The sequence below is a fragment of the Microbacterium zouquanmingi genome, assembly GCF_052266695.1.
Classification (GTDB): Bacteria; Actinomycetota; Actinomycetes; order Actinomycetales; family Microbacteriaceae; genus Microbacterium.
This window is the reverse complement of record NZ_JBQPQZ010000006.1, coordinates 164778-184372: the sequence shown is the minus strand read 5'-3', so window position 1 is coordinate 184372 and position 19595 is coordinate 164778. Positions and strand designations below refer to the sequence as shown.

The window sequence follows — 19595 nt, the reverse complement described above, 5'->3', positions numbered from 1 at the left end:
GGCTTCAGGCTCGCAGCTCGAAGGTCGTGGCGCCGACCTTGACGGCGTCGCCGACACTGATCGATGCCGGAGCGCTGCCGAGGCGCTTGCCGGCGAGGAAGGTTCCGTTCGTCGAGTCGAGGTCCTGGATCGCCCAGTTGTCGCCGCGCACCAGCAGCAGGCGGGCATGGTGACTGGACGTGTAGTCGTCGCGGATGACGAGCGCGGATTCGCTCGAGCGGCCGATGGTCATCGATTCGTGCCCCAGGGGCAGTTCGAGGCCGGCTTTCGGACCAGAGGTGATGACGAGCTTCGACACGCTGGAGGTCGTGGCGGGGGAACCGTTCTTGGGTGCGGCCTTGGGTTTCGCATCGCGGGTCGGGGCCGCAGCCGCGGGGGCGCCGGCGGATGCTCCGGCCGGGAGCTTTCGCACCTTCACGCCGAACAGGTCGGCGCGAAGAGAGTAGACGACGCCGAAGACGAAGAACCACAGCAGCACCAGGAAGCCGATGCGCAGCAGCAGGAGGACGAGTTCACTCATCGTGCGCCTCCGTTGGCCGCGACGGCGATCACACGGAACACGAGGTCTGTGCGGCCGATCGTGATCGTGGTGTCAGTGGGCAGCGGCGCTTCGCGCACCTTCTCCCCGCTCACCTTCGTGCCGTTGGTCGAGCCGAGGTCGCGCATCATGGCGCGCTCGCCGTCCCAGAGGATCTCGACGTGCTTGCGGCTGGATCCGGCATCCGAAATGGTGATGTCGGCGTCGCCGCCGCGGCCGATGACAGTCCGCGCCTTGGTGATGGGGTGGCGACGCCCGTCGACGTCGACCACTGCCTGCCAGCTGACGCGGCCTTCGGCGGTGCCGGAGCCCACGCGCACAGTGCCGGTCGCGACCTTCTCGTCGGCTTCGAGCGCGATCGAGAGCGGGCCGGCGAAGCTGTACCCCTGGGACTTCGCGTGCTTGGTGAGAAGCGCATGCAGTTCGTCAGTCAATGCGCCGCCGAGCCCGCGCATCCGATCCAGATCATCGGAGCTCAGACGCACCAGGTAGCTGTTCGGAGCGATGATGCGGTCGCGGCTGACGACGGCGGCCTTGATGTCGGCCTCGCGGCGCAGAGCGGACGCGATCTCCACCGGCTGGATGCCGCTGCGGAAGGTCTTGGCGAACGCACCGTTGACGGCGCGCTCAAGACCCTTCTCAAAGCTGTCAAGTAGTCCCACTGGGCTCCTCTGGCATGGCGGTGGTAGACATATCGTAGCCAGGTGACCTGGACGTGTGCCGTTCCGGAGTCCTCTTGTGGCGTTCTTGACGGATGAAATCGCGTGATATCCTCGTGAAGTTGAGTTCTTCGGAGCAAGACGCTCGCGCGAGTGGCGGAATGGTAGACGCGCTGGCTTCAGGTGCCAGTGTCCTTATGGACGTGGGGGTTCAAGTCCCCCCTCGCGCACAGCGAGTGAAAAGCCCCCGATCTGGGTTCCAGATTCGGGGGCTTCTTCGTGCCCGCATGACGGATGCGCGCGCGATACACCATCGGAGCTTCTTCTAAGGAAACAGCAGGATCTCGCGCGTTCACCTTCCGGTCACGGCTGAGTCATCCGGTGCTGGTTGGTTCGATGACGTCCGCGCGTTTTCCCAGCACCCCGATTCCTGGCGCGGACTCGTCGGAATCGGCATCCCGAGGGAAACTCCGTGTCATTTCAGTCTTTGCTGCGTCCTACCGCTGCTGTCCTCCTCGTCGGCGCGCTCATCGCGGCACCGGTCGTACCGGCTTACGCCGCTGGGCCTTTGGAGGGAGTCGGCGGTGATGGTACCGCTGACGTGCCCTACCTCATCGGGTCGGCGGGAGAACTCGACGCAATGGCGTCAGCAATCAACGCGGATGCAGATGCGTATGCCGGTGCGTACTACCAGCTGACCGCAGACATCGCCTACGAGGGTCGTGCTTTCGCTGGAATCGACCGGTTCACGGGAGTCCTCGACGGCGCAGGCTTCACCATCAGCGATATCGTCTACGTCCCCAGTTCCGCGAGCACCGAACTCGCCCTCGTTCGTGCGCTTGACGGCGGTGTCATTCATGATCTCGGTCTCGACGGGGTAGTGGGTCAGAGCGACGACGGACAGCGCGTGGCGGGCATCGCTGTCGATGCGATCAACGGCGCTCGAGTGGAGGGCAGCGCGGTCCGCGGTGCCGTGCTCTCGACGGGGCACGACTACGCGGGCGGTATCGCTGCGACCGCCGACACCGACACCGTGATCACCGGAAACCGTGTGGATGCGTCGGTGACGAGTGCCCGCTATCCAGCGGGCATCGCCGGGTATGTGCGCAAGAGCGTGGAGATCACGAAGAACCTCGTGCGGGTCGACATCGCGACCACCGGTGCTGGTGCATTCGGTGGGATGGTCGCCGCGTACGCCGGTAACGCGAACTCGCAGCTGAATCCGGTCACCCGGATCGCGGAGAACGTCGTTCTCGGCGGATCAGTGAAGATCGCCAGCGGGGGCGACGAAGTGGAGATGGGCCGAGTGTTCTCGCGCCCGCGTGAGGCAGGATTCCTCACCGAGAACAACCTCGTGAATGACGGCGTTCTCTTAGATGGTCAGGCACCGGAAGGCCCAGGTCCGTTCAATAAGAACGGCACTGCCACCTCAGCCGACGACCTTGCCGTCCAAGCCACGTATGAGTCGCTCGGCTGGGACTTCTCCAGCCCGTGGCGCTGGGATTCCGTCCTGAGTCACCCCATCCCGGGAGCCTTCGAGTCACTCCCCGAGGGACCGATCTCCGGTGTCACCGGAGATGGCTCAGAAGAGGCCCCGCTTCAGATCCATACCGCCGCGAACCTCGATTCGGTAGCGACGGCGATCAACAGCGAGCCGGATTCCTACCAGAGCGCGCACGTCGTGCTCGCAGCGGACATCGACTACGGCGGGAACGAATTTCCGGGTATCGACCTGTTCTCCGGAGTCTTCGACGGTGCAGGACACGTACTCACGAACATCACTTACGGTGCCGGGTCCACTGACGAGCGCGGTCTGTTCCGCGTTCTCGATGGGGGAACCGTGCGCGATCTGGCCATCGATGGGCTGACGGTGCACAACAAGGCCAGTGCGCGCGTCGCTGGCATCGCTGTGCTCGCCGAGAACGGTGCGCGCTTGGAAGGCAACTCCGTGCGCAACGCGGACCTGCTGTCAGGGCACCAGTACACCGCGGGCATCGTCGCCGATGCGAAGTCCGGCACCGTCGTGACCGACAACCACGTGCATGGCACGTTCGCCAGCGCACGTTACCCGGGAGCAGTCGTCGGCTACGCGCACAACGACGTGCAGATCACTCGCAACCTCGTCGAAGCGATCGTTCACTCCCGCGGTGCTCGTGCACACGGTGGCATGGTGCTCTCGTATGCAGGTGCGATGTCTGCGGGCGCTGGCGACACCCTGATCACCGGGAACGTCGTGCACTCCGGCATGGTCACCTACGACAACGGCGGTACGGGCATTCAACTCGGACGCGTGATTGCCATGCCGAGGACGCCGGGGTTCGTGATCGACGGCAACCTCGCGAACACCGCAGTGACCCTGGCGGGTGTGCAGGTCGAAGGGCCTGGCGAGCAGAACATGCACGGCACCGACACGTCGTACGCCGAGCTGTCGAAGCGCGAGACGTACGAGGCTCTCGGATGGAATTTCGACAGCCATTGGCGCTGGGACGACGCATCGCAGCATCCAGTGCCTGTGCTTTCGGGCGCGACCACGACGCCGATCGTCCCTCTTCCCGAGGCCGAACCGGACCCGATCACGCTTGACGGACTTGAGGGCGTCGGCACGCCGAGCGATCCGTACCAGATCGCTTCGGCCGACCACCTTGTGCGTGCACAGGATGCGATCAATGAGGATGCCAGCACGTACGCCGCGCGGAACTTCCGGTTGACAGCGAACATCGACTTCGCGGGTGGGGGTTTCACGGGAATCAACCTGTTCAGCGGCGTATTCGACGGCGCGGGTCACAAGATCTACAACATCACCTGGGCCCCTGGGTCGCAGGACGGGCTGGCGATGTTCCGGACCCTGCGGGGTGCGACGGTGAAGAACCTCACGATCGATGGGCTCGCGGTCCGCGATCCCGCGGACGTCAGGCTCGCGGGAATCGCGCTCGATGCGCGCGACGGAACGGTTCTTGATGGAAACGCCGTGCTCGGCGCCAACCTCCAGACGGGAAACGCGTACGTCGCTGGCCTCGTGGCCGACGCGCAGGACGGCGTCCGCATCACGAACAACTGGGTGACCGGCACTTACGACAGCGCTCGCTATCCCGCAGCGCTCGTCGGCTATGCCCGGTTCGGGATCGAGGTGCGCAACAACCTCGTCCGCGCCCACGTCGAGTCGGGTGGTGCTCGTGCATACGGTGCCATGGTTGTCGCGTACCAGGGCGGCTACTCCGAAGGACCCGTGTCCACTTTCTCTGAGAACGTCTTGATCGGCGGTGAGGTGGCCTATCGCGGTGGTCGCACCGACGTGGCCCCGGGTCGCGTAGCGGCGGTCCACCGCAGCCCCGGGTACGTCATGGAGAACAACCTCGCAGACGAGGGGATCCGCGTCGCAGGGAAGATTCCGTCGTCGCCGGGGGAGGCGAACATGCACGGAACATCCGTGCCAGCCACCGATCTTGCGATGAAGTCCACCTACGAAGGGCTCGGCTGGGACTTCAGCTCGGCCTGGCGCTGGGACGATGTGCTGCAGCATCCTGTTCCCGAGCGTGCCTATCTGTTCGGCGCCGGCACGGAGAGCACGCCGTTCGAAGTGCGCGGGATCGAAGACCTGGAGTTCCTCGCCAATGGCTCCAACAATGGCGACCCCACCCTCCGCGGGCCCGTGCACGTCATGCTCACCGGTGATCTCGATTTCGTCGATCACGCACCGTTCGTGGGACTCGACACCTTCTCCGGCACGTTCGACGGTCACGGTCACACGATCTCGAATATCGTTTACGCGCCCAGCGCGACCTCGACGTCGCTCGGCTTCATCCGTGACCTGTCCGGTACGGTGCGTGGCCTCACCCTTCGAGGCGTGACGGTCGCACCCGAGGACGGTGCCGCAGCATCTGGCCTGGTCGTGAGCGCGACGGGCACGGCGGATCGCCCGGCCGTCGTCGAAAGCACGACGATGACGAAGACGACCATCAACGCGCCGAACTCCCAGACGGCTGCTGGCCTGGTGGCGATGGCCTCATATGCTCGCGTCACGACGAATGACATCACCGCTGATGTGACGGCTTTGTCACCGGCTGTCATCATCGGCACCGCAGGCGCAGGCGCCGATGTCAGCGAGAACCTCGTGGCAGGCTCCGTCACCGCGACCGGCGAGACTTCGGGCGCCGCGCTTGTGGTCGGAACGAGCGCGGAAGCCAGCACGGTGTCACGGAACGTCGTGCTCGCGGGCACCGTTTCACACCCGCAGAGCGGCGATGAGTTCGCCGGACGGGTCGTCGGGGCATCGGCGGGCGAGGCCCTGCGCAACATCGCATCCGAGCAGATCGACGTCGCCGGCGGCACCGTTACGGGGCCGGGGGAGCGAGGCCGACACGGTGACGATGCAACCCTCTCCACGCTCATGGACCGGGGCACCTACGACGGGCTCGAGTGGGACTTCATGGACGGCTGGCGGTGGGACCCGACCGATCGTCGTGCTTTCGTGAAGCACTTGCTGCCTGAGCAGATGCCCAACCGCATCACCACGACCTTCGCGGGCGATCCCCAGACGCAGCGCGGGTTCTCCTGGTACCAGCTCGCTGATACCGACGCGCCCCAGGTCATTGTGAGCACCGACCGCGGGTTCGCATCGAGCACGCGCGTGCAGACGGATGCCGAGGTCCGCAAGACCGCCAGCGGTGAGAGCGTCTACCAGGCGGTCGCGACCGGGCTCGAGCCGGGGAACACCTACTACTACCGGGTCGGCGATTCGAACACGGGCCTGTGGAGCGGCACCGGAACGTTCGAAACCCCCGCTGGCGAGGGCGACTTCAGCTTCATCAACCTCACGGACACGCAGGCGAAGGCGAGCCAGGAAGCGGAGCTCTCGGCCGCCACTCTGCGCAAGGCGCTCGACTCCGTTCCCGACGCGGAGTTCGTCGTCCACAACGGCGATGTCGTGCAGGACGGACACATCGAACGGGACTGGATCGATCTGCTCGATACGTCGCAGGACGGACTGCTGCGCACCACCATCGCCCCGGCGGCGGGCAACCACGAAGACACGCAGAGCGCGTTCGTCGACCACTTCACGCTCGAGCATCCGAACGGGCAGGACACCACCACCGGCGCGTACTACTCGTACACGTACAACAACGCGCACTTCATGGTGCTGAACACGAACGAGGATGCCGGGCAGGCCATTTCGGACGCCCAGCTGGACTGGCTGAAGGAGGACGCACACACGGCGCGTATCAGTGGTGCCGAGTGGCTCATCCTCGTCATGCACAAGGGCGTTTACACCGCCGCGAGCCACGTCAATGACGCTGACGTGCACGCGCTGCGCCAGAAGCTGGTTCCGGTGATCGATGAGCTCGACGTGGATCTGGTGCTGCAGGGGCATGACCACTATTTCTCCCGCACCAAGGTGCTCGCGTCGTCGCCGGATGATGCGATGGCTGCCGAGCCCGTGGAAACGACCGTCTTCACTGAGGTCGTCAACGGCGTGCGCATCGAGTATTCCGTCTCTCCCGATGGGACGCTGTACTTCACACCGAACAAGGCGGGCGCGAAGCGCTACTCACAGGTCGCGGAGTCAGAGCTGTTCGACCTGGAGGCCTACCTCGGGCTGTTCGATCGTCTGGGTACTCCGCGTCAGGGGCCCAACGCGCAGACATTCAGCTCTGTCGATGTCACTGCCGACCGACTGACTGTCGAGACATTCCACATCACCGATGGCGGCAGCCCTCGCCGGGTCGAAGGGTTCGGCATCGATCGCCAGGTCGAGAAGGTCGCCGCACAGATCGCCGAACTGCCAGAGGTCGAGCAGGTCAGCGCTGTGCACGCCGAGCGGATCGGTGATGTGCGCGCGGCAGTCAATGCCCTCACGTCCGCGCAACACGGCGTCCTCGACATCGCGAGGCTCGAGGCAGCAGAGCAACGTCTGCGCGAGATCCAGGGCCTGGCCAACACTGACGGCAGCACGGTCGCGTGGGCGGATGCTGAGGCGACTGAGCGTCAGCCGATCACTGTGCGCAATGACACCAAGCGCGACTTCACGGATGTCCCGGTCCGGCTCACGCTGGTCGACACTCCGGATGTGAAGGCCGATGAGATCGCTTTCACCGATGCGAACGCAGTGCCACTGTCATTCGAGGTGGAGCACTGGAAGCCCGGAGCGGTCTCGACCGTGTGGGTGAAGCTGCCAGAGTTGGCGCGGCTCAGCGCCCCCGTCGTGTGGGCCTACTTCGGAGGTGGCTCCGAGAACAATGACCCGACGGATGTCTGGAGCGGCGGCTACGCCCTCGTAGAGCACTTCGCGGGCGATCTCGCAGCCGGCGGCAAGCGTGTGGACTCGACAGGAAACGCCACCGGAACTCTCTCGGGCAGTGACTTGCGCGCGCAGGTCACGGATCAAGGCACGCGTGAAAGCCGATTCGACGGGGCGCGGCTCGACTACGCAGGCGACCTCGGAGGCGGATTCGCGAACCTCTCGGTCAGCGGAATCTACTCGTTCACACCTGAGGACCTCGAAGCCATGTCCGGTCTTGCCGGTGTCGTGACCAAGGGACGTCTCGGTGAAGACGACTCTGCCTTCGTGCAGGCGGTTGACGCCGCGGGCGGTAGCGTGTCTGCGCGCCTGGGGAGCTCGATCTTCGGCGCGACCGTGCCCGCCGACGGCAAACCGCACCTCGTCACGCAGCACTACGACGGCATGACGTACGCGGTGTTCGTCGACGGAGTGCAGCAGAGCGAGGTCATGGCGGAGAAGCGGCCGACCTTGTCCGACTTCGGTGTATCGACCACGATCGGCGACTTCCATAGCGATAACGCGCGGGCGGTATCGCCGTTCCGCGGCAACATCGATGAGGTGCAGATCGCTGGCATTCCGTTCGTACCGGAGTTCGAAGCCTTCCGATACGACAACTACTTCGGCGACGCGATCGCATACGGTGAGCGCACGGCGAAGGATGAAGACGCACTCGTCATCGCGCTCGGCAGTCCGCGTGACGGCACGGTGATCGAGGCCGGTAACACCACGTTCACGGGCGTGCTGAGCGAGCGGGCAACTGTGCGCGTGGAGGTCGCCGGCGAGGAGATGTATCGCGAGAGCGTCGATGCCGGGGAGTTCGAGATCGAAGCGCCGGTGTATGCGCTCGGCGAGCAGGCCGTCATTTTCAGCGCGTCCGTACGAGGGAAGCAGCCGGCTGTCGACGAGATCGTGCTCACGATCTCTGACACCGTCGCTCCGCTCGCGCCGCGACTTGAGCAGAGCGCAGCGGCGGGTGGCGTCACGCTCCGAGCTACGCCGCAGGCGGATAACCGGGAGCCGGTCGATGCCCAGTTCTTCACCAGTGCGGCTGTCCCGCTCGTTGAAGAGAACACTTCGGTCAGAGTGGGATCGACCGAAGATCGTGTGCCGACGGCTCTCACCCCTGCTTCGGGTGAACCAGCCGCGGACTATCTGCCGACGACGGTAGGAATGGACGCGAACCCGTTCCAGATCTATACGGTCGCTCTTTCGGAGGAGCAGGCCACCCAGCCCAAGTTTCACCTCACATGGTCGGGCACCGGGGATGACCGACGCGTCTCGGCATGGGTGTGGGACCACGGAGCGGCCCGTTGGATCCTCAAGGACTCCGCGTCGGATGCTTCAGGAGCGCAGATTCAGCTCGATGTCGATGCCACTGCGGCGGAGAACGCGGTCGGACCGGAGCGAACGATCGACATGTTGATCTGGCGCGGCCTCGTCGAAGAGCCGTGGGGAGGTGAGCGCGTCTACGAGCAGCATCCGGATGCTTCGGACTTCGACTGGGCATTCAACCACGTGCCCGACACTCAGCTCTACACGGAGTCGACGCCATGGATGATGACGGACATGTTCGAGCACATCGTCGACAACGCGGATGAGCGCAAGACCGAACTCGTCGTGCATGCGGGCGACTGGGTGAACCGAGAGTACTTGGATGATGAGTATCAGTGGAAGGCGGCCGAACCGTCGGCACGACTTCTCGAGGAAGCGGGCATTCCGCTGATGGTGTCGTGGGGTAACCACGACTACTCGGAGGAGCGCAACGGGCGACTGATGCTGGAGAAGTACTTCCCGATGGACCGGATGAAGGACGGTCTGGAAGGAACCCCGTTCACATTCGGGGACAGCTACGACATCGACAACTCGTTCTACACCGCCGAGATCGATGGGGCGAACCTGCTCTTCTTGTCGCTGAGCTATTGGTCGGCGAACACCGACGATGATCCGGGGATCGCCTGGGCGCGCGGCGTGATCGAGGCGCACCCAGAGCACACCATCATCCTTGCGACGCACGATTACATGCAGGCGCGTGACGCGGCTGACCCGTACAGCAATCCCCGGATCAACGACTTGCTCGTTGACCCGTACCCCAACGTGGCGCTCGTCCTCGCCGGGCACAACTCGGGCAGTTACGTGGCGGCTCGCGAGACAGATCACGGGACGCGATCGTACGGAATCCTCACGGATTACCAGACCCGGCCGTGGGGTGGACATGAGTTCCTCAAGAACCTCAGTGTCGACGCCGAGAACGGGCTGCTCTACGTGAACACCTACTCTCCATGGCTGGAGTCATGGACGTCGGATGGTCGCTGGCACTCCCCGATCTCGGAGGACGTCGTCCCCGGTTTCCACGGCGACGACTCGGAGAACTTCGTACTCGAGCTCGATCTGGGAGGTACGCAGACGCGGACCCTGTCAGCCGATGCGGTGACTCTCTCCACCGGAGTGCCCGCAGCCATCGGAGATCCGATTTCGCTCGTAGGGGCAGAGCACGCGGAGATCCGGATCAACGCCGAAGACGCGACTATGCGTACCGCGCTGCAGCGGGCTGCTGCTATCGAGACGATTGTCGTGCCGGCAGACGTCACGCACGAATGGTACGTCGAGCTCACGGATGGGGCCGGGCACGTCACCCGCAGCGCGACGGCCAGTTTCGTCGTCACAGCAGATCAGGACCCTGGGACGGATCCGGGAACCGACCCTGGGACGGATCCGGGAACCGACCCTGGGACCGACCCAGGAACAGGGCCAGGGGCCGGCGACGGTTCGTCTGGGTCGGGCGACGGTGAGGGGGCGGGGGCGTCGGATCCGTCCGGATCCGACGGAGACCCGCTGGCGCTCACCGGGCCGGCGCTCGCCATCTGGGTGATGATCGCACTCGCCTTGGCGCTGGGTGCTGCTGGCATCCTGCTGTACCTCCGTCGATTCCGAGGCGGAGTCGAGTGAGAACGAGGTAGACCCGCCTTATCGCCCAGCGCCCCGCGCCACGAACGCTTCGTAGTCGTCGCGCGAGCGCTGGGCATAGGCCCTGGCCCATTCGAAGAGCGCTTTGCCTGCGGTCTTTCCTGTGCCGAGGTATCCACTGATCTCGGCGGCTTGGGGAGCCTGTGCGTGCGCTCGGGCGAGAGTGATCGCGCAGGCCTGGGCATACGTGGCGAACGGGCCGTCTTCGAGGACCTCGATGGCGATGCCGCCCTTCATGTCATGGAACTGCCTGACATAGAGGTCGAGTTCGCCGACCGTCTCCTCCGTGCGGGTGAGTGATCCGAGGAAGGGGTCGCTGACGGCTTGCAGAATGCGCTGCATTGCGACCACGCGAGCTCCCTGACCGAACGCACCGATGAGAGCCTTCAGCTCGGCGGGTTGCTCGATGCCGCCGTAGTGCGCGAGCACGCTTTCCTCTGCCTGCTTCGACTGCAGGATCAGCGAGTTCCCGTCTCCGTCTTCGAACAGCGAGAGCGCGCATCGCGTACCGACGCTGCCGACTCCGACCACGCGGCGGATGACATCCACCCCCGTGTAATGGCGCAGCAGCATGTTGATGTCGGCGCCTGCAGTGAGCAGGTAACGCTGCATCAGGTCGGTGAGACGCTCGTGCAGTTCGTCTGTCACCGGCGCCATAGTCGGGGGAGTAGCGACGAAACGGAGCACACCGTGCTCGTCGCGCTGGGTGAGTTTGCGCGAGGCGCGCTCGCCGGTGCGCTTCTTGGCCTGTTTGATCGCACGATTGAACACCTTGCGCGACTTCGGGTCCATGCTCGCGGTACCCACCGTGGCGTCGAAGTGGGTGAAGTATCTCTGCAGGGGAGTGGCTTCGGCGGCCGCGTGCATCGCAATCGCGTACGTCGTCACCGCGGAGAGGACGGCGTCTCTTACGACACCTTCGTCACGTTCGGTGCTCTGCCCGGCGATCACCACGCTTGCGAGCAGCCGCTTCAGATCCCATTCCCACGGCGCCCACGCGGCCTCATCGAAATCGTTGAGGTCGAACACGAGGGTACGCTGCGGGGAGGCATAGAACCCGAAGTTCGCGACGTGCGCGTCGCCGCAGGATGGCACCAGGATGCCGGTGTGCGGCTCAGCGGCAAGATCCGCCGCCATGATCGCTGCGCCGCCGCGGTAGAAGGTGAACGGGTTCTGGCCCATGCGCTCCGCGCGCAGCGGGACGAGATCCTGAAGCCGGTTCACGTTCTGCTCGTCGATGATCCTCAGCGGATCACGTGCGGCATCGCCCATCGCAGCCAGCGAACTGCGGGGGAGAGCCTTGCGACGGTTCTCTCCGGACGCACGGCGCTCCGCGCGACTGGGCGGAAGGCTCGGTAGTGAGTGATTCATCGCGATCGCCCCTTCTGCGCCGGTTCCCCAAAAGCTATATCTCCCGGATGCCGCGGACAAGAGGCGCGCGGATCGCGGGCGCCGGGGTGCCGGTGCGCGGCGGCGGATGCCGGGATGGCGGGCGCGCGGGATGGAAAGCGGCGCTCCCGCGGCCGTTTTAGACGCGAGATCCATCCCGCGCGGCCGAGCCAAAGGCTGCCAACGCGGGCGGCTGACGCATCCCGCGCGACCGGCGCGCGGCTCAGATCCAGCCGCGCTCTTCGGCCATGAGTACGGCCTGCTGTCGGGTGGCGACGTGCAGCTTCGCGAGCACGGCCGAGATGTGGTTGCGCACGGTTCCGGGTGCGAGTGACAGGGCCCTGGCGATCTGACCGGTCGTCTCGCCGCGGCGGCCAGCGCGCAGGACGTCGAGCTCACGTTCGGTGAGCGGGCTGCGCTCGTCGCTCAGCGCGTCGGCAGCGACCTCCGGGTCGACATAGCGCGTGCCGGCCGCGACGCGGCGGATGACCTCCGCCACTTCGTCGGCACCTCGAGACTTCGGCAGGAACCCCGCCACACCGGATGCCAGCGCTCGCCGCAGCACGCCAGGGCGAGCATGCCGGGTGACGACGACGCAGCGCGCAGCGCTCGTGCGCCTCAGCCGCTCGGCCACCTCGACGCCGTCGAGTCCAGGCATCTCGAGATCGAGAAGGCAGATATCGGGCTGAAGCTTCTCGGCGAGGGCCACCGCCTGCAGCCCGTCGGCGCACTCTGCGACCACATCGATGTCGTCTTCGAGGCGCAGCAGCGCCGCCAGAGCCGACCGGATCATCGCCTCATCATCGGCGAGCAGCACGCGGATCATCGGCCGACCTCCGCACCGATCGCAGAATCGGGCACCGTCACGATCACGTGGAACTCTCCCTTGCCGCGGTCCATGTGCACGTCACCGCCTGCTTCGGTCACACGCCGCGTGATTCCCTCGAGCCCCGAACCGTCGCCTGCATCCGCGGACTCATGCGGCGCATCATTGCTGATCTCGTATCGCCATGCGGCGCCCTGTCGCGACAGCGACAATCGCGCCCACTTGCCGCCGCCGTGCCGCAGCACGTTGGTGGTCGTCTCGCGGATGACCGGACCCAGAACGGATGCCGACGCCGCGGCCGCATCAGCAGACACCGCGGCATCCGCCGTCGTTCCTGCCGCACGCAGGAGATCCACGGCGTTGGCGATCTCGTCGGGCAACGGCACCCCGCGAAAACGCATCGCGAGGTCGCGCGTGCCCTGGCGGGCGTCAGCCACGCTGGCGCGAGCGAGTCTCAGCTGTTCAAGCGCAGCATCCGGATCATCTTTTCCGAGCAGACGCTCGGCGAGTTCGAGCTGCAGGGCGATCACTTGCAGATGATGCCCCTGCAGATCGTGAACGTCCGTCGCGACCCGCAGTCGTTCCTGCGTCGCGCCCAGACGAGCCTCGGCGGCGCGCGCACGGTCAAGGGTGACAAGCACATCCCACCACCACAGCGACATCACGGTCATCGCCGGGAGCATCACGGCGAAGAACGCGAACAGCCACCAGCCGCTGCTCTCGCGCACATCCACGTCTGTGAACGACGTACGCAGATCGATGAACGACAGTGTGCCCAGCACCACCATCACAGCGATCAGCAGTCGCACGCGGATGCCGCGCGGCCAGTTCAGCAGCATCAGCGATTGTGCAATCGGAAGTGCGCCGAACACCCAGATTCCGGTGAGGACGCCGGCCAGCACTCCGAAGACGACAGCGACTGCCAGCGGAACGATGACGCCGCGCCAGTTCGCGAACGGCGCGGCGGAGTCATCGCGGTGGCGATACTGCAGCAGCAGGGGCACGCTGGCTGCACACCACAGGAGGCTGGTGACTCCGACGACCGTGACGACCAGCGGATCGGTGTCCCTGCCGACGAGCACCGTCAGCCAGATCAGCGCCATCATCACCTGGAAGACCATGACGCCGCTGACCGTGTACCACCAGGTCGCCGTGATGCCCTGACTCAACCGGCGCGCACCGATCGCATCGGGCAGGGCGGAGTCGGGCAGAAGAGCACTCATGCCTTCCAGCCTATGGGCGTGACAGATGTCACCCATCGGCCATGCGAACTGCCCGCACAGAGGTGACAGCATGACACTTCTGGGATCCCGGCCGCTCGGCTGGACTGTAGTCATGAACCTCATCGAGACCTTCCAGAACCTTGTCGCCCAGGTGCCAGAGCTGGTACAGCCGCTCATCATCGCCCTCGCCGGGGCCGTTCCCTTCATTGAGGGGGAGGGGGCTGCGACCATCGGCATCCTCGGCGGAATCCCTCCGGTCATCGCCGCCATCGCCGCGATCGCCGGTAACTTCGCCTGCGTCGCGATCCTCGTGCTGCTCAGCGCACGAGCGCGTGCCGCGGTAGTGAACCGGCACCGTGCGAAGGCGTTGGTCGGCGCCGATGGCGCGGCCATCGAGAAAACGGATGCTGCCGCTGACAGCATCCACGTCGAAGACGAGAGCGCACGCAAGACCGCTCGCAAGCAGAAGTTCCAGCGCGCGCTGGAACGCTACGGCGTCCCCGGTGTGAGCCTGCTCGGACCTCTCCTGCTGCCCACGCAGTTCACCGCCACGATGCTCGCAGCGATCGGTGTCGGCACCGTGCGCGTGCTCATCTGGCAGGCCGTCGCGATCATCGGCTGGACGACGGGCCTTTCGATCCTGGTCAGCAGCATCGTGCACTTCGCGGTCTGAGGCCCACGGGCCTCGCGCCGCTAGATTGAGATCATCTCTCGCACTGCACCCTTCTCATCCGCCGGCCGAGGCGTCGCGGCATCCGTCCTCGCGTCGGTCCTGTTCGGCGTCATCAGCCTGCTGGGCGGGCACCTGGACGGGTTCTCGTCCGAGGAGACGACGGCCTGGCGGGTGCTGTTCATCCTCGCGGCCCTCGGCGTGGTGCACGCCTCTTCTCATGCCCGCAGACAGCTCAAGACCGTGGTGTCACGGATTGCGCGCAGCCCGAAGCTGATCGTGATCGTGCTCGTGAACACGGCGATCATGTGGGTGCAGCTGTGGGTGTTCATGTGGGGGCCCGCCAACGGGCATGCACAGGACATCGCGTTCGGCTACTTCCTGCTGCCGCTGGTGATGGTCGTCGTCGGGCGCGCGTTCTTCCGCGACCGTCTGCACGCTCTGCAGTGGGCGGCGGTGATCGCAGCCGCCGTCGGCGTCCTCGCACAGGCGGTGATCGCCGGGGGAGTGAACTGGCCCGTGCTGATCATCGCCGGTCTGTATCCGCTCTACTTCGCCCTGCGACGGTGGGCGAGCATCGACTCGATGCAGGTGTTCCTCATCGAGATCGCTCTGCTCGCCGTGCCGGCCATCATCGTGATCGTCACCTCGTACACGGCTCACCCCGGTCGCGGAATACCGACAGCATGGCCGACGGTGCTGATCATGGCGACGCTGAGCGCGGTGGCGATGATCTGCTACATCCTCGCCTCTCGTCTGCTGCCGCTGTCACTGTTCGGTCTGCTCTCCTACCTCGAGCCGCTGCTGGTGCTCGGAGCTTCACTGCTTCTCGGCGAGATCCTGACGACCGCCGACACGTTCGTCTACGCCCCGATCGTGATCGCCCTGGTGCTGCTCGGGCTCGGCGGCGGACGCCGACGGCGCGCGCACCTCGAAGAGCCGCCGCTGTAGTCATCGGCCTCGCGAGCCGTCAGCCCCGCGGCGACACAGGATGAACGACGAGACGGGGCTTGCCGCGCACCAGCAGGTGGCGGCAAGCCCCGTCTCATCCGACGCTCAGATCACTTGTCGAAGGCGTCCTTGACGTCGTCGCCGGCCTTCTTCATGTCGGCCTTGACCTGATCCATCTTGCCCTCGGCCTCGAGCTTCTCGTTGTCGGTCATCTTGCCGGCGGCTTCCTTCATGTGACCGGCCATGTCCTCAGCGGTGTGCTTCGCCTTGTCTCCGATGCCCATTGATCCATTCCTTTCGTCGGCGGGATCCGTGTTCCTCACCCTCACACCGCTTGTTCGATACGACGAAGGGGTTGACGTCTCGCAGACGAAAAGGTAGTAATCCGCAGAACGCACCGCCACATCATCTTTTCGATCGATCAGAAACGACTCGCGTCACGCTACGGTCAAGGTGTCGTCTGACCGATCGAGAGAAAGGTGGCCCCATGAGCGTCGAAGACACCGCGGTATCCGCTCCCACCCGCAAGGAATGGATCGGGCTCGCCGTTCTGGCGTTCGGACTCGGACTCATCGTGCTCGATGGAACGATCGTCGGTGTCGCGCTGCCGGTCATCATCAGCGATATCCATCTCGATCTCACCGACGCGCAGTGGGTGAACAGTCTGTATGCCGTGCTGCTGGCGGCACTGCTACTTTCGACCGGGCGGCTTGCAGACCGGTGGGGGCGCCGGCGGATGTTCCAGATCGGACTGGTGATCTTCGTCGGCGGCAGCATCCTTGCGGCCATGTCGGATGCCGCGGGAACACTGATCGGGGCACGCGCTGTGCAGGCGGTGGGCGCCGCGCTGATCATGCCTTCGACTCTCTCCACCGTCAACGCGGTCTTCCGCGGCAAGTACCGCGCGGCTGCCTTCGGGGTGTGGGGAGCGGTCATCTCTGGTGCTGCCGCCATCGGACCGCTCGCAGGCGGTGCGCTCACGCAGTGGGCATCATGGCACTGGATCTTCCTCGTGAACATTCCCCTCGGCATCCTCGTGTTCATCGCGGCGATGCTGTTCGTCCCCGAGACGAAGGGCGGCAAGGTGCGCCCCGGCGCGGATGTCGACGGCGCGCTGCTGAGCGCGATCGGCTTCGGCGCGCTCGTCTTCGCCGTCATCGAAGGCCCGGATATCGGGTGGTGGAAACCCACCGCGAAGTTCGAGCTCTTCGGCTGGCCATGGCCGATGGATGCTCCGATCTCGGTCGTTCCGATCGCTTTCGCCATTGCGGTTGTCGCGCTGACGCTCTTCGTGGTGTGGGAGCGCCACCGCGAGAAGGTGCGACGCTCGGCCATCCTCGACCTCTCGCTCTTCGGGTTCCCCACCTTCTCGTGGGGCAACGTGACCGCGGCGATGGTTGCCGTCGGCGAGTTCGCGATCATCTTCGTGCTTCCCCTCTACCTCATCAATGCGCTCGGTCTCGACGTCATGGGCGCAGGGCTCGTTCTCGCCGCGATGGCTGTGGGGGCGTTCCTCTCGGGCGCATCCGCGCGTCATCTCGCTGCTCGATTCGGGTCTCCGGGCACGGTGCTGATCGGCCTCGGATTGGAAGTCACCGGCATCGGCGCCCTTGCCCTGTTCATCACGAGCACGAGCCCGGGGTGGATGGTCGCGCTGCCGCTCATCGTCTACGGTCTGGGTCTGGGGCTGGCATCCGCTCAGCTGACCGGAACAGTACTACGCGACGTGCCGGTCGAAGTGTCGGGCCAGGGCTCGGCGACCCAGAGCACAGTCAGGCAGATCGGTTCTGCGTTCGGTACGGCGTTCGCGGGTGCGACGCTGTCGGTCGCGCTCGCGCTGACGCTTCCCGCGTCGCTCGAGGCGGCAGGGGTGACCGGGAAGGCCGCCGATCAGCTCGCAGAGACCGCGCGCCAGTCCGCCGGAACGGTGATCGGTCAACTGCGAGGGGAAGGCACAGCGAGCCCGCTCGGAGACCAGACGGCGGCGGCAGTGGATGCACTCTCGGCAGGCTTCACGGACGCCACGCGCTGGTCGCTGCTGATCGCCATGGTGTTCCTGCTGCTGGGCTTCATCGGCGCACTGCGCCTTCGCCGCGCTTCGCGCTAGCCCCTTCGGCGCATCGTCGCCGGGCGGCGAAGCTGTGAAACGGGACAAGATTCGGGAATTGTCCCCCAAATGGGGGACAAAACAGCCGATCCTGGGTTAGTGTATTTTCGACGCACCCTCCGGTCGTCTTTGGCCCTCACCGCTCCCCCCGCGGTGAGGGCCGTCTTCGTTCCATGGCCGTTGCAACATTTGGATTAACATCCGAGCGAAGCTATTCCACTCAGACACTGCGCAGATAATGTGGGCATCGTCGGGGCATCCAGCGTCGACGACATTCCAGCAGAACGGCAGTACATGAGCACCCAAGGCACGGTCAAGTGGTTCAACTCGGAGAAGGGCTTCGGCTTCATCTCCCCCGACGACGGCGGCGCTGACGTCTTCGCGCACTACTCCGCCATTGATTCAAGCGGCTACCGCTCACTCGACGAGAACCAGCGCGTCGAGTTCGATGTGGCGCAGGGCCCCAAGGGCCTGCAAGCCGAGAACATCCGCCCCCTCTGAGGGTCGATTTCCATAGGACTCCCCGTCGGAGAGCACGCTACCCGCGTGGCTCGGCGGGGAGTTCTGTGTCTTAAGCGGCCTCTGCCTGCAGAAGCAGCGCGTGCAGAGCTTCGGCATCGGACGCTCGGTAGGCGGCGGATTCTGCTTCGGAAGCATCCCCGAAGCCCCACTCCGAGAAGATGACCGGGATGCCGAAGTGAGCTGCCCCGTCGACGTCATGGTGCCGGTCGCCGATGAGTACCGGCCTGGACACGTCTGCCCCAGCGGCCTCCAGGCGTTCCAGAGCCCAGCCGATCACATCCGCTTTGCCGTCCGCACGACCGATCGCGCCGCTGCGCGCTCCGGAGATCGCGGTAAACAGGCCGATCAGCTCGTTGTGCTCGAGAATCGCACGCACCTGATTCTCGGGTTTCGTGCTCGCCGTCGCCTGCGGGATCCCTGCCGCCGCAACCGCGCGGATCACATCGGGAACGCCGGGGTAGATGTCGACGGATGCCGCATACCCGTCGCGCGCGGCGAGAGTGCGGTAGCGGGTGAGGGCTTCATCGGCCTGCTCGGAGCTGAGTCCCGCGAGGAGCTGGAAGGACTCGTGCATGGGCGGTCCGACCCAGCGCGGAAGGTCTGCGGCGTCGGGGGCCGGCAGATCGAAGGAGGCGAGCACTTCGAGCAGCCGCGGGAAGATGCCGGGAGTCGCGTCGGCGATCGTGCCATCGACGTCCCAGAGCACGCAGGTGTAGGGAGAGAGAAGCATGCATCCAGCCTATGGTCAGGCGCAGCCTCGCCAGGCCAGGGTCAGAACAGCCGTGGGATTCCGGACTCGATGCCCTTCATGTCGTCATAGTCGAGCACGAGGCAGCGGATGCCACGGTCCTCGGCCAGCACGCGCGCCTGAGGTTTGATCTCCTGAGCGGCGAAAACGCCCTGCACCGGTGCGAGATGCGGATCGCGTCCGAGCAGTTCGAGGTATCGGGTGAGCTGCTCGACCCCGTCGATGTCGCCGCGGCGCTTGATCTCGACCGCGATGGCGGCGCCCGAAGCATCCCGCACCATCAGATCGACCGGCCCGATCGCCGTCGGGTACTCGCGACGCACCAGGGTCGCGCCTTCGCTGATGCGATCGACCTGCTCCGCGAGAAGTCGCTGCAGGTCGGCCTCGACGCCGTCCTTCTGCAGGCCGGGGTCGATGCCGAGCTCGTGGGCGGAGTCGTGGAGCACCTCGTAGATCTGCACGCGCAGTGCGTCGCCGGTCTTCTTGTGCGTGACGCGCCAGACGTCGATCACGCCTGCATCCGCCTCATCTTCGCCCGGCACCTCTGTGACGAGCGTGCAGGGCGGGCTCATCCAGTTCAGCGGCTTGTAGCTGCCGCCGTCGGAGTGCACGAGCAGACTGCCGTCGCCCTTGTGTACGAGCAGGCGTGTGGCGAGGGGGAGGTGAGCGTTGAGGCGACCGGTGTAGTTCACGGAGCAACGGGCAATGACGAGGCGCACGC

13 protein-coding genes and 1 tRNA gene are annotated in these 19595 nt (G+C 65.6%); 6 read left to right on the top strand and 8 right to left on the bottom strand.

Annotation, left to right across the window (positions count from 1 at the left end; genetic code table 11):
- Positions 1-4: 4 nt before the first annotated feature.
- Together ACTU6U_RS13715 and ACTU6U_RS13710 are read right to left on the bottom strand one after the other, a co-directional pair.
- Entirely contained in the window at positions 5-520 is a 516-nt protein-coding gene (locus tag ACTU6U_RS13715; protein WP_443469674.1) for an FHA domain-containing protein FhaB/FipA, read from the bottom strand.
- Entirely contained in the window at positions 517-1200 is a 684-nt protein-coding gene (locus ACTU6U_RS13710) for an FHA domain-containing protein (protein ID WP_443469673.1), read from the bottom strand. The genes ACTU6U_RS13715 and ACTU6U_RS13710 overlap by 4 nt, the downstream gene beginning before the upstream one ends.
- Before the next feature lie 144 nt (positions 1201-1344).
- Between ACTU6U_RS13710 and ACTU6U_RS13705 the strand changes: the two genes are divergently transcribed.
- Positions 1345-1427, top strand: a tRNA-Leu gene (locus ACTU6U_RS13705).
- Positions 1428-1669: 242 nt separating this feature from the next.
- Complete coding sequence (locus ACTU6U_RS13700; protein ID WP_443469672.1) at positions 1670-10420, top strand: metallophosphoesterase; 8751 nt, start codon at positions 1670-1672, stop codon at positions 10418-10420.
- A gap of 18 nt (positions 10421-10438) precedes the next feature.
- Here the strand turns inward: ACTU6U_RS13700 and ACTU6U_RS13695 are convergent, their stop codons facing one another.
- The 3 genes from ACTU6U_RS13695 to ACTU6U_RS13685 all read right to left on the bottom strand — a co-directional run bounded on the left by ACTU6U_RS13695 (position 10439) and on the right by ACTU6U_RS13685 (position 13876).
- Positions 10439-11809 (bottom strand): DUF2252 domain-containing protein, encoded by a 1371-nt coding sequence (locus ACTU6U_RS13695; RefSeq protein ID WP_443469671.1) that lies wholly within the window; start codon positions 11807-11809, stop codon positions 10439-10441.
- A gap of 241 nt (positions 11810-12050) precedes the next feature.
- Positions 12051-12653: a response regulator gene (locus tag ACTU6U_RS13690; protein ID WP_443469670.1), complete on the bottom strand. Its 603-nt coding sequence runs from the start codon at positions 12651-12653 to the stop codon at positions 12051-12053.
- Positions 12650-13876 carry a sensor histidine kinase gene (locus tag ACTU6U_RS13685; RefSeq protein ID WP_443469669.1) on the bottom strand — a complete coding sequence of 409 codons (1227 nt, stop codon included), beginning with the start codon at positions 13874-13876 and terminating at the stop codon, positions 12650-12652. Before ACTU6U_RS13685 ends, ACTU6U_RS13690 begins: the two co-directional genes overlap by 4 nt.
- A 112-nt stretch (positions 13877-13988) precedes the next feature.
- Between ACTU6U_RS13685 and ACTU6U_RS13680 the strand changes: the two genes are divergently transcribed.
- A complete protein-coding gene (locus ACTU6U_RS13680; RefSeq protein ID WP_443469767.1) occupies positions 13989-14549 on the top strand; it encodes a small multidrug efflux protein in 561 nt (186 codons plus the stop codon).
- A 24-nt stretch (positions 14550-14573) separates the two neighbouring features.
- Positions 14574-15497, top strand: coding sequence for an EamA family transporter RarD (rarD, locus tag ACTU6U_RS13675; RefSeq protein WP_443469766.1), 924 nt, complete (start codon positions 14574-14576; stop codon positions 15495-15497).
- Between the two features lie 110 nt (positions 15498-15607).
- Here the strand turns inward: rarD and ACTU6U_RS13670 are convergent, their stop codons facing one another.
- Complete coding sequence (locus ACTU6U_RS13670) at positions 15608-15781, bottom strand: CsbD family protein (RefSeq protein WP_443469668.1); 174 nt, start codon at positions 15779-15781, stop codon at positions 15608-15610.
- Positions 15782-15984: 203 nt separating this feature from the next.
- Here ACTU6U_RS13670 and ACTU6U_RS13665 point away from each other — a divergent pair, with 203 nt between their 5' ends.
- Positions 15985-17604 (top strand): MFS transporter, encoded by a 1620-nt coding sequence (locus tag ACTU6U_RS13665; RefSeq protein ID WP_443469667.1) that lies wholly within the window; start codon positions 15985-15987, stop codon positions 17602-17604.
- Positions 17605-17898: 294 nt separating this feature from the next.
- Entirely contained in the window at positions 17899-18105 is a 207-nt protein-coding gene (locus ACTU6U_RS13660) for a cold-shock protein (protein ID WP_417512196.1), read from the top strand.
- 70 nt (positions 18106-18175) lie between these two features.
- Here ACTU6U_RS13660 and ACTU6U_RS13655 read toward each other — a convergent pair whose 3' ends face one another.
- Positions 18176-18856, bottom strand: coding sequence for an HAD hydrolase-like protein (locus ACTU6U_RS13655; protein ID WP_443469666.1), 681 nt, complete (start codon positions 18854-18856; stop codon positions 18176-18178).
- Between the two features lie 41 nt (positions 18857-18897).
- The gene (gene nucS / locus ACTU6U_RS13650) at positions 18898-19593 is read right to left on the bottom strand and encodes an endonuclease NucS (RefSeq protein ID WP_443469665.1); all 696 of its coding nucleotides are present in this window, start codon (positions 19591-19593) and stop codon (positions 18898-18900) included.
- Positions 19594-19595: the final 2 nt, after the last annotated feature.